The organism is Bradyrhizobium sp. S3.7.6 (assembly GCF_054061875.1).
This window is the reverse complement of sequence record NZ_JBSSEQ010000001.1, coordinates 4,753,283-4,767,558: the sequence shown is the minus strand read 5'-3', so window position 1 is coordinate 4,767,558 and position 14,276 is coordinate 4,753,283. Positions and strand designations below refer to the sequence as shown.

General features: G+C 65.2%; 13 protein-coding genes. 9 read left to right on the top strand and 4 right to left on the bottom strand.

Annotation, left to right across the window (positions count from 1 at the left end; translation table 11 throughout):
* Positions 1-105: 105 nt before the first annotated feature.
* The 5 genes from ACVJ5M_RS23040 (at position 106) to ACVJ5M_RS23020 (ending at position 4,413) form a co-directional block, all read left to right on the top strand.
* Positions 106-1,317, top strand: coding sequence for a molybdopterin molybdotransferase MoeA (locus ACVJ5M_RS23040; RefSeq protein ID WP_354097627.1), 1,212 nt, complete (start codon positions 106-108; stop codon positions 1,315-1,317).
* A gap of 176 nt (positions 1,318-1,493) precedes the next feature.
* On the top strand, positions 1,494-2,195 hold the full coding sequence (gene lexA / locus ACVJ5M_RS23035; RefSeq protein WP_354100171.1) for a transcriptional repressor LexA: 702 nt from the start codon (positions 1,494-1,496) through the stop codon (positions 2,193-2,195).
* 207 nt (positions 2,196-2,402) lie between these two features.
* A complete protein-coding gene (locus tag ACVJ5M_RS23030) occupies positions 2,403-2,621 on the top strand; it encodes a hypothetical protein (protein ID WP_354097628.1) in 219 nt (72 codons plus the stop codon).
* Between the two features lie 192 nt (positions 2,622-2,813).
* Entirely contained in the window at positions 2,814-3,248 is a 435-nt protein-coding gene (locus ACVJ5M_RS23025; RefSeq protein ID WP_063983046.1) for a hypothetical protein, read from the top strand.
* Positions 3,249-3,471: 223 nt separating this feature from the next.
* Entirely contained in the window at positions 3,472-4,413 is a 942-nt protein-coding gene (locus tag ACVJ5M_RS23020) for a GAF domain-containing protein (RefSeq protein WP_354097629.1), read from the top strand.
* 9 nt (positions 4,414-4,422) lie between these two features.
* On the opposite strand, the gene ACVJ5M_RS23015 is transcribed toward ACVJ5M_RS23020, so the two are convergent.
* The 4 genes from ACVJ5M_RS23015 to ACVJ5M_RS23000 form a co-directional block, all read right to left on the bottom strand.
* Entirely contained in the window at positions 4,423-6,717 is a 2,295-nt protein-coding gene (locus ACVJ5M_RS23015; RefSeq protein ID WP_354266282.1) for a ComEC/Rec2 family competence protein, read from the bottom strand.
* 95 nt (positions 6,718-6,812) lie between these two features.
* Entirely contained in the window at positions 6,813-7,046 is a 234-nt protein-coding gene (locus ACVJ5M_RS23010; RefSeq protein WP_028149639.1) for a DUF2171 domain-containing protein, read from the bottom strand.
* Between the two features lie 179 nt (positions 7,047-7,225).
* The gene (locus ACVJ5M_RS23005) at positions 7,226-7,612 is read right to left on the bottom strand and encodes a nuclear transport factor 2 family protein (protein WP_354097655.1); all 387 of its coding nucleotides are present in this window, start codon (positions 7,610-7,612) and stop codon (positions 7,226-7,228) included.
* A 13-nt stretch (positions 7,613-7,625) separates the two neighbouring features.
* On the bottom strand, positions 7,626-9,302 hold the full coding sequence (locus ACVJ5M_RS23000) for a glutamine--tRNA ligase/YqeY domain fusion protein (protein WP_354097656.1): 1,677 nt from the start codon (positions 9,300-9,302) through the stop codon (positions 7,626-7,628).
* Between the two features lie 143 nt (positions 9,303-9,445).
* On the opposite strand from ACVJ5M_RS23000, the gene gltX reads away from it, so the two are divergent.
* From gltX to ACVJ5M_RS22980, 4 genes are all read left to right on the top strand, one after another.
* Positions 9,446-10,873: a glutamate--tRNA ligase gene (gene gltX, locus ACVJ5M_RS22995; RefSeq protein WP_354097657.1), complete on the top strand. Its 1,428-nt coding sequence runs from the start codon at positions 9,446-9,448 to the stop codon at positions 10,871-10,873.
* Between the two features lie 169 nt (positions 10,874-11,042).
* On the top strand, positions 11,043-12,347 hold the full coding sequence (gene gltA / locus ACVJ5M_RS22990) for a citrate synthase (RefSeq protein ID WP_071913479.1): 1,305 nt from the start codon (positions 11,043-11,045) through the stop codon (positions 12,345-12,347).
* Between the two features lie 169 nt (positions 12,348-12,516).
* On the top strand, positions 12,517-12,921 hold the full coding sequence (locus ACVJ5M_RS22985) for a GFA family protein (protein ID WP_354097658.1): 405 nt from the start codon (positions 12,517-12,519) through the stop codon (positions 12,919-12,921).
* A 123-nt stretch (positions 12,922-13,044) separates the two neighbouring features.
* Positions 13,045-14,223 carry an ROK family transcriptional regulator gene (locus ACVJ5M_RS22980; RefSeq protein WP_354097724.1) on the top strand — a complete coding sequence of 393 codons (1,179 nt, stop codon included), beginning with the start codon at positions 13,045-13,047 and terminating at the stop codon, positions 14,221-14,223.
* The last annotated feature ends 53 nt before the right edge of the window (positions 14,224-14,276 follow it).

Below are 14,276 nucleotides of genomic sequence, written 5' to 3'. Positions count from 1 at the left end.
CAGGATAAATCATCCTGCGCGGCCACTGTTTTGCCTCTGCGCCTGCACTCGGCTAGAACTCTCGCCGCCGATTTGCCCGAACGGGCCCAGCAGGAGTTTTCACCCGTGGCCCTGATGCCGGTTTCCGACGCGCTCGCTGCGGTGCTGGCGGGCGCAGAGCCGCTGCCTGAAGAGATGATCGCGCTCGACGCAGCCTTCCACCGCGTGCTCGCGCGCGACGTCGCCGCGCGGCGCACGCAGCCGCCGCAGGCGATGTCGGCAATGGACGGCTATGCGGTGCGCGCGGTCGATGCGGCGAAGATCGAATCCCAGCTCACCCTGATCGGCGAGGTCGCGGCGGGCCGCCCGTTTGCGGGATCGATCGGCGCCGGCGAGGCCGTGCGTATCTTCACCGGCGGTGTCGTTCCCGATGGCGCTGATGCGGTCGTGATCCAGGAGGACACGATCGCGGACGGCAAGCGCATCACCATCAAGGAAGCCGCCGTAACGGGGCGGCACATCCGCCCCGCCGGCGTCGACTTCTCGGAAGGCGACGTGCTGCTGCGCAAGGGAGCCCGGCTCACCGAGCGCGACCTCGCGCTCGCCGCCGGCATGAATTACCCGCAATTGCCAGTCCGGCGACGCCCGAAGGTCGCGATCCTCGCGACCGGCGACGAGCTGGTGATGCCGGGTACGACGCCGGGCCACGGCCAGATCGTCTATTCCAACGGCTACGCCCTGCACGCGCTCGCCCGCAGCGAGGGCGCCGATACCATCGACCTCGGCGTTGCCGCCGATACGCTGGAGGCCACCACGGCCGGCATCGGCCGCGCGCGGGAGAGCGGCGCCGACATCCTGATCACGACCGGCGGCGCGTCGGTCGGGGACCACGATCTGGTCCAGCAGGCGCTGAGGGACGAAGGTATCTCGATGGCGTTCTGGAAGATCGCGATGCGGCCGGGCAAGCCGATGATGAACGGGCGGCTCGGCGCGATGCGCGTGATCGGCCTGCCCGGCAATCCCGTGTCATCCTACGTTTGCGGCTTCCTGTTCATGGTGCCGTTGATTCGCGCGCTTTCGGGCCGTTCGATGATTCATCACCGCCGCGAACGCGCGGTGCTCGGCCGCGATGTCGGCGCCAACGACCAGCGCGAGGATTACCTGCGCGCACGCCTCGAGCTGCGCGATGACGGCACGCTCGTCGCCCTTCCGGTCAATCACCAGGATTCCTCGCTGCTTGCGAATCTCGCTGCGGCACAGGCACTTCTCGTGCGCGCGCCATTCGCGTCGAAGGCCGAAGCCGGCACGCCTTGCGAGGTCTTGCGGCTGCCCGTCTGAGCGCTTCGTTCGCGTGCGTTCCGCGAACTTTGTCGCGTTCACGGTAAATTAAGCAGTTGCGGAACATGTATCGAACATATAGTGTCCGTTCATGATTTGTTTCGGGAATGTAGCGGCTTACTGCTGAATTCAGCGTCTCGGAATCGAACGACATCAACCGGGGGATTTTGGTCGAGATGTTAACGCGCAAACAATACGAGCTCCTGCGGTTCATCAGCGAACGGCTGAAGGAAAGCGGCGTGCCGCCCTCCTTCGATGAGATGAAGGACGCGCTCGACCTGCGCTCGAAATCGGGCATCCATCGCCTGATCACTGCGCTCGAGGAGCGCGGCTTCATCCGGCGCCTGCCCAACCGGGCCCGCGCCATCGAGGTGATCAAGCTGCCCGAGCTTCAGGCCGCTGCCGGCAGCCGCCGCGGCTTCACGCCGAGCGTCATCGAAGGCAATCTCGGCAAGATCCGCACGACTTCGAGCCCGCCGGCGGACGAGGGCGAGCGCCCCGTCGCGGTCCCCGTGATGGGCCGCATCGCGGCCGGTACGCCGATCGAGGCCTTGCAGACCCGCAGCCACACCATCAGCGTACCGCCTGACATGCTCGGCTCGGGCGAACATTACGCGCTCGAAGTGCGCGGCGATTCCATGGTCGAGGCCGGCATTCTCGACGGCGACATGGCGCTGATCCAGCGCAACGAGAGCGCCGATACCGGCGATATCGTGGTGGCGCTGATCGACGACGAGGAGGCGACGCTCAAGCGCTTCCGCCGCCGCGGCGCCTCGATCGCGCTCGAGCCCGCCAATGCGGCCTATGAGGTCCGCATTCTGCCGCCCAACCGGGTGAAGATCCAGGGCAAGCTGATCGGGCTGTACCGGAAGTATTGATACCGGACGTGCCGGTATCGGTTATTTGGCGCCCCGCGCGCTTTGGATCGGCATCGCCGATCCGAGATTGGAGCGGACGATTGTCCGCTTCCGCTGGATAGTCTTTCTGGTTTCGCGCAGATTATCCGGCCCCTCCTCCAGCGGTAAATCCTCGGCACGCCGCACGAAGCAGCTCTGCTTCGCGGCCTTCAGGTTCGAGGAGAAGTCATGCGCCGGATCGTTCTGAGCACAATTGCTGTGGCGCCGCTGATCGCAGCATCAGCGTCGCAAGCCTTGGACGTACAAACCTTAGCCGCGCAATCGCGGCCCCATGTCCGCAAGGACACCGCCGTTAGCGAGCAAGTCCGCAAGGCCCTCGACGCCGTCGACCAACCGTCGCGGCCGGGCTGGCAGTATTCCGGCTGGTCGGCGCCTGCGGGGCGCTGACACGCGCCTGCAGAATGCAAAGGGGCGGGCTTTGTTCCTGGTGGATTCGGGAAAGTTAATGTGATTGCGGCCTGCGGCGGCGAGCCGTAGATTTGCCTACAACCCGGCAGAACGTTTGGTATTTCCACTCTGATAGAGGCCTGCGCCTCGATTAAGAGACGTGGGTCGCTATCCCTGCATGAGGAGCACCCGATGTGTGACTACAGCCTGCATGCCGTCGCGTCGCGTCCCGCCGAAGTCGGCGAGACGATCGTCACGACAACCTTCCGCGGCACCTCGACGCGCGGCTTTGCCTCCGCGGCCGATCCGACCGTCGCGGTCTGCCTGCTCCCGGGGACGGAGCTCGCCTTCGCCGACAACGTCCGCTACGACAATCGCTGGATCTGGACGCGCACCGTCAATTCGCGCGTCGGCAAGTTCGGCAAGATCGATCCGCACATTCCCGATCGCCATCATGATGCGATCGAATTCCCCGACGGCAAATCCGTGCTGGTGACGCAGCTGGTCGAAGGCCAGCGTGCGACCGTGCTGCAGCTACCGGTGACCCAGCCGCTCGGCGAGCGCGAGCACAAGCCGCAGACCATCACCGACAGCCGGACAACCATCACCCGCCTGCCGATCGGCTGATGCAGCCATTCCCGGCCGACAGGTCGGGCCAGGATTGAAATCGCCATCGCCGGCCGAGGCCGGCGAGATGGTGTCGTTTGTGTCCCGCGAAACTCCATCGGGCGGACCAAGCCGTGGCGTCTCCCACCGCACGAAGTTTGCGCTGTCCTGCCTGAATTTTGAACGTCCGTTCCGCAGCCAAATGGCCGATGCTTGGTGCGGCTTGAGACGGCGGGCACGTTCGATGAAGACCTTCATTCGCGTCGTTGAACTCTGGGTGCCTGACCGCACGCGCATGCGGCTGGAATTCGGCGGCGGCCTCTACGGCGAAGGGTTGTCCGCGTTTAGGGACGTGAGCGAGGATCTGCACTTCGGATATGACGAGGGACTTCCCGGCAAGGCCTGGGCCGGCGGCCACCCCGTGATCCTCACTAGATTCACCGATTCCTATTTCAAGCGGACCGATCAGGCCATCGCCGCCGGGCTGACCTGCGGCGTGGCGGTGCCGGTGTTTTCAGGCGAATTCCTGCAAGCCGTCATGGTGCTGTTCTGCGGCGACGACGAGGCCCATGTCGGCGCGATCGAACTCTGGCACAACGATGCCGAAACCTCCCACGAGATGGGGCTCGTCGACGGCTATTACGGCACCGCCGACATGTTCGAATTCAACTCCCGCCACACCAGATTTCCGCGCGGCTTCGGCCTTCCCGGCCGCATCTGGAAAGCCGGCCTGCCGCTGATCATCAAGGACCTGCACGATGCCAGGAGTTTTCTGCGCTGGGAGGACGCCGCCAAGGTCGGAATCAATCTCGGCGTCGGCGTTCCCTACCGGACCGGCACCGATCAGACCTGGGTGCTGACATTTCTCTCCGCGCAGGCGACCCCGATTGCGCGACGCTTCGAGATCTGGGTCCCGGACGAGGCCCGTTCGGCGCTGGTCTTCCGCGCCGGCGATTGCAGCGCGCAGACCGACCTCGCCGCGCTCTATGCGACGAAATCCATCGCCAAAGGCGAAGGCAGCATCGGCGGGGCCTGGGCCACCGGCATGCCCGCACTCAACGACGATCTCGCGCGTGACGTCTCGGTCGCGGCCTTGCAGGCCAGCGCCTCTGGGCTGAGCCAGATGGTCGTCCTTCCGGTGATCGGCAACGCCAGGCTCGACGCCGTGCTGGCCTGGTATCTGTAACCCGTCCGCTCAATCCTCGGCCTGCAGGTCGGCTTCCGATGGCGTCGCGTCGCGGTTGCGGGGAGCCGCCGCCTGCGGCGCAAGGCTCGCGCTGAAATCCGCCTCGCCGGCCGCCGCCGGCGACCACGGACGGTCTGTCCCCCTCGTCTTCGCCGCCTGAACCGCAAAACCGTCGCCGCTTCGCGTCAGCGCCAGCGCGCCTTGCCTTGCGAGACGCTGACGGCCGACAACCATCGCCGCGCAATCCGGCGGCGCCGGCCGCGCCGTCACCACCAGCGCGGCACGGCTGCAATCGTCAGCCAGTGAATCGATGCGCAAGGCCAGCGCGACCAGGCGCCCGTCGGCGAGCGGCGTCACGCAGCCGGCTTCGTCGCACGACACGCCGGCGGCCAGTGAGGCACTGCCGGCGTCGCGCGGATCGGCGTCGGCGGCGAGCCATTCCTTCAGAAGAAAACTGTCCTTGCTCGACCTGATGAGATGCAGGTGCCCATCCCTGCCCCGCACCGCGACGCTCTGGCCGTCACCGGCGATCAGGATATCGGGCTGGCGCGCGCACAGTCCCCAGAGGATCGCGGCCAACAACACCACCGCGCCGGCCCAGCGCAACGGCGTGCGCAACAAGCCCATCACGATGATTCCCAAGCTTGCCGCGATCAGCGGTGCTATGCCGAAAGCCGAGATGCGGCCGACCGCGCCCGGCAAAGCGGCCACCCAGCGCGACACCGCAACCATCCAGTCGATGCCGATCCCCATCAGCCACCAGAACGGACCATCGAGTCCGAACGGCGCTGCAATCAAGCCCAACAGGCCCGCGGGCATCACCAGGGCCGAGACCACCGGCATCGCCCCGAGGTTGGCGAGCACGCCGAACGGCGTCACGCGGTGAAAATGGAAGGCGGCATAGGGCGTGGTCGCGAGCCCCGCAATCAGCGAGGCCAGGAACAGCATCGCGATTTCGCGCCCGCCCCACATTGCAATCCGCGCGGTCGCGGAATGATCGGGCGACGCAAACAGGTTCGGCATGCCGATCTGCACCAGCGCCACCAGTCCGAGCGTCGCGGCGAAGGACATTTGAAAACTCGGATGCACAAGTGCTTCCGGTGCGACCGCGAGCACGATCAGCGCGGCCACCGCCAGCGTGCGGAAGGTGATGGCACGGCGATCGACCATGACCGCGATCAGCACCACCGCCGTCATGAAGAACGAGCGTTGCGTCGCGACCTCCGCGCCCGACAGCAGCAGATAGAACGCGGCTGCGACCAGCGCCGCGGCCGCCGACCATTTCTTGATGGCAAAGCCGGCCGCCATTCCAGGGATCAACGCCAGCAGCGCGCGCACCGCGAAGAAGACCACGCCGGCGACGACCGCCATGTGATAGCCGGAGATCGAGAGCACATGTCCGAGCCCCGAGATGAACATGGCGTCGTTGACGGGCGTGGTAATCGCATCGCGCCGGCCCGTGAGCAGCGCGGTCGCAATCGCCCGGTTGTCGCCCTCGAGCGTGGCTCGGATGCGCGCGTCTATCGCATCGCGCAGACCCTGCATGAAGGCGGCATAACGCAGCCGCAAGCCACCGGCATCCGGCGGCACCGATGCCGCAATCGTACCCATCACGAAGCCGGAGGCGCCGATGCCCTGGAAGAACATGTCGCGCGAAAAGTCATAGCTGCCGGGGCGCACCGGCGACAACGGCGGCAACAGCCGCGCCTTCAACTGCACGAAGCTGCCGACCTCGGGCGCAGTCCCCTTGCGCACGGAGAGGCGCACGCGCTCGAGCTTGACGTCGCTGCGCTGCGCCTCCATCGCGGTGACACGCAGCACGAAGCGGTCGGTGCGCTCACGGATGTCGCGGGTCTCGACGAAGCCCGACAGCGAGACGGAATAGAGCGGCTTTGCCAGCACCGTGTGCGCGATCCGCGCCGTCTTCCAGGTCGCCATGGCAAAACCGGCCGCCACCGCCGCGATCATGATCGCCGGAGCAAACAACCGGCTCCGACGCAACAGCAACGCGCCAAGCATGAGCACGATGGCCGTCGCAGCAACGACCCACAGCACCGGTTCATGATCGACGGCAAAATAGAGTGCGATACCGCCGCCGAACGCGACCGGCACCCACGGCAACAATCGCCCGGCGCCGGCCTCGGCGCGCGCCCATTCGCTCAGGGTCCCGGCCAGCGACGTCCAGACATCGAACCCAGCCGGCGCGAGGCCGCCCGCGGATGCAGCTCGGCCGACGGGCCAAGTCCCCGCAATCCAAGTCCCCGCGATCCCCTGGGACCGAACTGGCCGGCCCGGCTCCGCCATTCCCTGCACCCTACGATACGCGACAGGCCTGGAGGCTACCGGAACGTGCGGCTGCGCGAATAGCGGTACGAATCAGGAACGGAGCGAAGGTCCCCCTACTTTTCCTCTTCCATCGTCACGGCGACGTCCGCCTTGGCTGAGAGCCGAACCTTGTTGCCCTCGACACCGGCGACGAGGCCCTTGTCGATGAAGTGATGGTGGCCCTTGTGGCTGCCCTCGCCGCTGTCCTTCTTGGTCAGCTTGATGCGATGGCCCTCGACCTTGTCGACCGTGCCGATGTGGACACCATCGGCGCCGATGACTTCCATATGCTCTGCGATGTTCTGCATGGTGGGTTCCTTGTTGGACCCACCCCAACGCGCGGGGGCAGCGTTCGTTGCTATCGCCATTCCGGGGCGCGCCACTTGGCGCGAGCCCGGAATCCATAACCACAGGCCGGGGTTATGGATTCCGGACCTGGCCCTTCGGGCCATCCCGGAATGACGACAGAGGCGGAGTAGCGCGACGGCTAGATCAACGGCGCGCGCGCCGAGGCGTGATGATTGACGATCTTCCAGTCGCCGTCCTCGCGGATGATGACCCAGCTCATCTTGACGACGAGATCGTCCCGCTCGCCGGCGAGGTCGAACGTGATGGTCGCGCCCATATTGATGAGATCAGGACCGGCCTGTCCCGCATTCACGTCGGAAAAGGCCGCGCTCGGCTGGCGCCAGCGCGGCAGGCCGTTGAAGTAGTCGGCGACGCCGTCCCTGCCCCGATAGAGTCTTGGATTCGAGCCGAAGAAGAACGCGTTCTTCGCGTAGAGCGACGACAGCGCGGCCGCATCGAGTGTCGCGAAGCCGGCGCACCATTTCGCGATGATGGCGGAAACGATCGCGTCGGCTTCACTGCTCATAGGCCCAATCCCCTCAGCCCTTGGCGACTTCCTTCGCGAACGTATCGCGCAGGCCAATGGTGCGCGAAAACACCGGCTTGCCCGGCCTCGAGTCCTTGTCGCGCACGAAATAGCCCTGACGCTCGAACTGCATCGGCTCGGTCGAATTGCTCTCCGCAACCGATGCCTCGATCCGCGCATTGGAGAGAATCTCCAGCGACTGCGGATTGAGATCGGCCGCGAAGTTCGAGGCGTCCGGGCTCGGGTTGGAGAACAACTGGTTGTAGATGCGGATCTCCGCCGGCACCGAATTCGCCGCCGGCAGCCAGTGCATGGTCGCCTTGACCTTGCGGCCGTCGGGCGCGTTGCCGCCCTTGGTCGCGGGATCGTAGGTGCAGCGCAGCTCCACCACTTCGCCCGCGTCGTTCTTGATCACGCCGGTGCACTTGACGAAATAGGCGTAGCGCAGCCGCACCTCGTTGCCCGGCGACAGGCGGAAGAACTTCTTGGGCGGATTCTCCATGAAGTCGTCCTGCTCGATATAGAGCTCGCGGCCGAACGTGATCTTGCGCGTGCCGGCCGAGGGATCGTCGGGATGGTTGATCGCCTCGAGCTCTTCAGTCTGCCCTTCCGGATAGTTCTCGATGACCACCTTGAGCGGTCGCAGCACGCCCATGCGCCGCTGCGACGTGCGGTTCAGCTCCTCGCGGATGCAGAACTCCAGCATGCCGACATCGACGACGCTGTTGGCCTTGGCAACGCCGATGCGCTTGACGAATTCGCGCAAGGCCGCCGGCGGCACGCCGCGGCGGCGCATCCCCGCTACAGTCGGCATGCGCGGATCGTCCCATCCGGCGACATGGCCGTCGCGGACGAGCTGGGTCAGCACGCGCTTGGACAGCAGCGTGTAGGTCAAATTGAGCCGCGCCATTTCGTACTGGTGCGGCTTGGACGGCACCGGCAGCTTTTCGATGAACCAGTCGTAGAGCGGCCGATGGTCCTCGAACTCCAGCGTGCAGATCGAGTGCGTGATGCCCTCGATCGCGTCCGACTGGCCGTGCGCATAATCGTAGCTCGGATAAATCGACCACTTTGTGCCGGTGCGCGGATGTTGCGCATGCAGGATGCGGTACAGCACGGGGTCGCGCAGGTTGATGTTGCCCGCGGACATGTCGATCTTGGCCCGCAGCACGCGCGCGCCGTTCGGGAATTCACCGGCCTTCATGCGGCGGAACAGGTCGAGATTCTCGTCCACGCTGCGGTCGCGGAACGGCGAGTTCTTGCCGGGCTCGGTCAGCGTGCCGCGCGCTAGGCGAATCTCCTCCTGGGTCTGGTCGTCGACATAGGCGAGCCCGTCGCGGATCAGCTTCTCCGCCCATTCGTACAGACGGTCGAAATAATCCGAGGCGAAGAACAGGTTCTTGCCCCAATCGAAGCCGAGCCAGTGCACGTCGGCCTGGATGGAATCGATGTATTCCTGCTCTTCCTTGACCGGGTTGGTGTCGTCGAAGCGCAGATGGCAGCGGCCCGGAAACTCCTGGGCGATGCCGAAATTGAGCGCGATCGACTTGGCGTGGCCGATATGCAGGTAGCCGTTCGGCTCCGGCGGGAACCGGGTCACGATCTCCTGGTATTTGCCCTGATCGAGGTCGGCCTGGATGATGTCACGAATGAAATCGCGCCCAACCTCGTTCGCCACCGGTTCTGTCATTACGAAAATCCTGTAGGGAAATCAGCGGCCCTTCTGCCAAATTCGCTTGGCTGAGCCAAGAGCTTAGCGGTCCACTGCCGGGCTTTAGTTATGCTCCGGTCCTGTTATATACCACCGCCTCCAATGCATAGGCCCTGCCAAGAATGACCGATTCCGTCGTCACCCGCTTTGCTCCCTCGCCGACCGGCTTCCTCCATATCGGGGGCGCCCGCACGGCGCTGTTCAACTGGCTCTATGCGAAGAAGCACGGCGGCAAGATGCTGCTCCGGATCGAGGACACCGACCGGGAGCGCTCCACAGAGGCTGCGATCGGCGCCATCCTCGACGGCCTCAAATGGCTGGAGCTCGGCTGGGATGGCGACGTCATCTACCAGTTCAGCCGCGCCGCGCGTCACCGCGAGGTCGCCGAGCAGCTGCTCGCCGACGGCAAGGCCTATCGCTGCTACGCGACCGCAGAGGAGCTCACCGCCATGCGCGAGAAGGCGCGCAGCGAGGGCCGCACCCGCCTCTATGACGGCCTATGGCGCGACCGTGACCCGGCAACAGCGCCTTCCGACGTCAAGCCCACCATCCGCCTGCGCGCGCCGCAGACCGGCGAGACCGTGATCGAGGACCAGGTCCAGGGCCGTGTGGTCTGGCAGAACGAGAACCTCGACGACCTCGTCCTGCTGCGCGGCGATGGCAATCCGACCTACATGCTCGCAGTGGTCGTGGATGACCACGACATGGGCGTCACCCATGTCATCCGCGGCGACGACCATTTGATCAACGCCGCCCGCCAGAAGCAGATCTACGACGCCATGGGCTGGGCGCTGCCGAGCATGTCTCACATCCCCCTGATCCATGGCCCGGACGGCTCGAAACTGTCGAAGCGCCACGGCGCGCTCGGCGTCGATGCTTACCGCGCCATGGGGTACCTCCCGGCCGCGCTCCGCAATTATCTCGTCCGGCTCGGCTGGAGCCATGGCGACCAGGAGATCTTTTCGACCGAGGAGATGATCGCCGCGTTCGACCTCGCCAGCGTCGGCCGCGCCGCCGCCCGCTTCGATTTCGCCAAGCTCGAAAACCTCAACGGCCACTACATCCGCCACGCCGACGATCAATCACTCGTGAAGATGTTCGAGGATGTGCTCGACCACGTCGTGCCCAGCCGCAACGAGCTTAAGGCCAAGTTAAACGACGCGACGCGGGCGCAGCTTCTCAAGGCCATGCCGGCCCTGAAGGAGCGCGCCAAGACGCTGATCGAGTTGATCGACAGCGCCTGTTTCATCTTCGCCGACCGGCCGCTGGAGCTCGATCCCAAGGCGGCAGCGCTGCTGACGCCCGAGAACCGCAAGCTAATCGGCCAGCTTCATTCCGCGCTGGAGAAAGTCGAGACGTGGAGTGCGGCGAATGCGGAGGCCGCGCTGCGCGCCTTTGCCGAGGAAAATAGTCTCAAGCTCGGCGCCGTCGCCCAGCCGCTGCGGGCGGCGCTGACGGGACGGTCGACATCGCCTGGTATATTTGAGGTTTTGGACGTGCTGGGACGCCAGGAAAGCCTGGGCCGGCTTAAGGACCAGGCCAAGGACTAGGCCAAGGACCAGGCTACGACGTAAGTCGACCATGCGTGCGGCGATCTTGCAGCGCACACAGCAATAATATACCCATCTCACCCGTACCTTCTGGAATATCCGGCCTGCCCCACCAAGTCATTGGGGCCTTCCGGGTCCGGCCCGTTTCACCACACATCGGGGACCTCTGATGGACGCAAAAGCAAGCAATAAGACCGCCACGCTGACGGTCGGAAACAAGAACTACGATCTCCCGATCCACAGCGGCAGCGTCGGGCCTGATGTCGTCGATATCGGCAAGCTCTACGCCCAGTCCGGGCTGTTCACCTACGATCCCGGCTTCACCTCGACCGCAAGCTGCGAGTCCAAGATCACCTATATCGACGGTGACGCGGGCGTGCTGGAATACCGCGGCTATCCGATCGAGCAGCTCGCCGAGAACGGCGACTTCCTCGAGACCTGCTATCTCCTGCTCTACGGGAACCTGCCGACCGCCGCGCAGAAGAAGGATTTCGACGACCGCGTGATCCATCACACGATGGTGCACGAGCAGATGGCCCGCTTCTTCCAGGGCTTCCGCCGCGACGCCCATCCGATGGCGGTGATGGTGGCCTCCGTCGGCGCGCTCGCCGCGTTCTACCACGACTCCACCGACATCAACGATCCGAAGCAGCGCATGATCGCGTCGATGCGCATGATCGCCAAGATCCCGACGCTGGCGGCCATGGCCTACAAATACACGATCGGCCAGCCCTTCGTGTATCCGAAGAACTCGCTGAAGTTCGCCGAGAACTTCCTGCACATGTGCTTCGCCGTGCCGTGCGAGGAGTACAAGATCAATCCGGTGCTCGCTGACGCGCTGGACAAGATCTTCATCCTGCACGCCGACCACGAGCAGAACGCCTCGACCTCGACGGTGCGCATCGCCGGCTCCTCCGGCGCCAACCCGTTCGCCTGCATCGCCGCCGGCATCGCCTGCCTCTGGGGCCCGGCGCATGGCGGCGCCAACGAAGCCGCGCTCGCGATGCTCGCCGAGATCGGCTCGGTCGACAAGATTCCGGAATTCATCGCCAAGGTGAAGGACAAGAACAGCGAAGTCCGCCTGATGGGCTTCGGACACCGCGTCTACAAGAACTACGATCCGCGCGCCAAGATCATGCAGAAGATGTGTCATGCCGTTCTCAAGGAGACTGGCCATGGCGACGATCCGATGCTGAAGGTGGCGCTCGAGCTCGAGAAGATCGCGCTCAGCGACCAGTACTTCATCGACCGCAAGCTCTACCCGAACGTCGACTTCTATTCGGGCATCACGCTGAAGGCGATGGGCTTCCCGGTCTCGATGTTCACCGTGCTGTTCGCGGTCGCCCGCACTGTCGGCTGGATCAGCCAGTGGAGCGAGATGATCGAGGACCCGCAGCAGAAGATCGGCCGTCCGCGCCAGCTCTACACCGGCGTCACCCGCCGCGACTACGTCGCGATCAAGGATCGCAAGTAAGATCCGCCATTGCGGCTTTTGGAAACGGCGCCATCCTGCGATGGCGCCGTTTTTGTTTTGGAGGACGCCGTAGGGTGGGCAAAGCGCAGCGTGCCCACCACCTCTCCGAGACCGAGCCAGAAACGGTGGGCACGCTGCGCTTTGCCCACCCTACGATATGGAGAACCTGATGCTGAGCGGAAGCTGCCTCTGCGGAGGCGTTGCCTACGAGGTCGATGCGACCCCGGGCACCATCATGCACTGCCATTGCCAGACCTGCCGGAAGACGCACGGATCGGCCTTCTCCACCGTCACCAACGTCCCGCGCGACCGCTTCCGCTGGACCAAGGGCGAAGATTTGCTGCGCGGCTTCGAATCCTCGCCCGGCAAAACCCGCTATTTCTGCTCGCAATGCGGATCGCACATCGTCGCCTCGCGCGAGGGCAGGAACACGGTTCTGCTGCGGATGGGCTGCCTCGACACACCGATCGCAGAACGGCCCGAGGTGCACATCTGGCGATCGGACGCCGCCAACTGGTACGACCCGAAGGCTGAATTACCGGAGTGGGCCGAAGGCACCGCACCGAAAGCCTGACCGGTTCTTCGCCTCATCTTGCTGCCACGCACAACAACAAGTCGACTCATCGCGTCCGCAATCGCTTGACAGTCGAAACGCTCCGCGCGCAAATTCTTACACTAAGTAAGAATGACGACAGGGATGGAAATGCCGGAGCAGCCGAGAAGTCGGCGGCAGACGCGCGCTGCCATTTTGACTCACTTGCTCCAGTCCGGCGGCTCGTTCCGGCCGCCGCTGGCCAAGGCCGTGCGGCTGTCCGAGGCGAGCCTGTCGCGCATCCTGTTTGACCTGAAAGCCGAAGGCCTGATCGAGGAAGTCCGGCGCCCTGCCCCTTATGTCGGCGGTCCGACAGGCCTCGTGTCGCTCGATGGTTCCGTGGCGCTTGCGGCCCTCGAGCTGACCGGCCAGTGGCTCAGCGTGGGCGTTGGCGGCATGTCGGGCGAAATGCACTACACCGAGCGTGTTCCGTTGCTGAAGAAGCCGACCGTCGAGACCGTCGGCCGGGTGTTCCGCGAAGCCCTCACCTTGCTGCGCGACTGGACGCGCCGCCGCCGCATCAGTCTTGCGCAGATCGGCATCACCATTCCCGGCCTCGGCCGCCTGAGCGCCGCGGGCAATCCGATCATTCCGTGCGACGTCGAACGCATCGGCGACATGCTCGGCGGAATGTTTGCCGGCGTGCCGGTCGAGTTCACCAATTCGGTCGTCGCACACGCCACGTTTCACCGCTGCCGTACGCAGGACTATCCCTTCAGTGGCGCACATCTCTTCGTCTTCGTCGGCCAGGGCGTTGCCGGCGCCTGGATGGACGATCCGCTGGAGGCCGATGCCCCGCAGCCGGTTGAGCTCGGCCATATGGTTTTCAATGCCGACGGGCCGCGCTGCCGCTGCGGTCATCATGGCTGCGTCGAGGCCTATACGTCGCTTCCGGCCCTCGCCGAGCTCCTCGGCGTAACCGAGGCCGAATTGCTCCAGCTCGGCGGCGAATGGGTGAGCACGATCCCGCGCTCGTCGAGAATGCGCCAGGAGTTGCGCCAGCGCCTGTTCCGGCTGGGCCTTTCGATCGGCAACACGCTGAACGTGAAGCCGTGCAACGGCGTCGCGATCAGCGGCTGGCCGTCGCTTCTCTCGGAAGAGGATCGGAAAGCGGTGGTCGATGGGATCGACGCCTGCCTCCTCGGCGGGCGGAAACTCGCGCAGGTGTCGCTCGCCTTCGTGCCGCCCTCGAACGGCAACGATCCGCAAGCAGCTCTCGCCTTCGCCGCCTTTTGTCTCGCCAGCCGCGGCGGGATGCCCGCGGCTTCCACGGAGGCCGCCTGACATGCCCTGAGCCGCGTGGCTCAACGCGCCAAGAAAGTTCACACCGGGAGGAA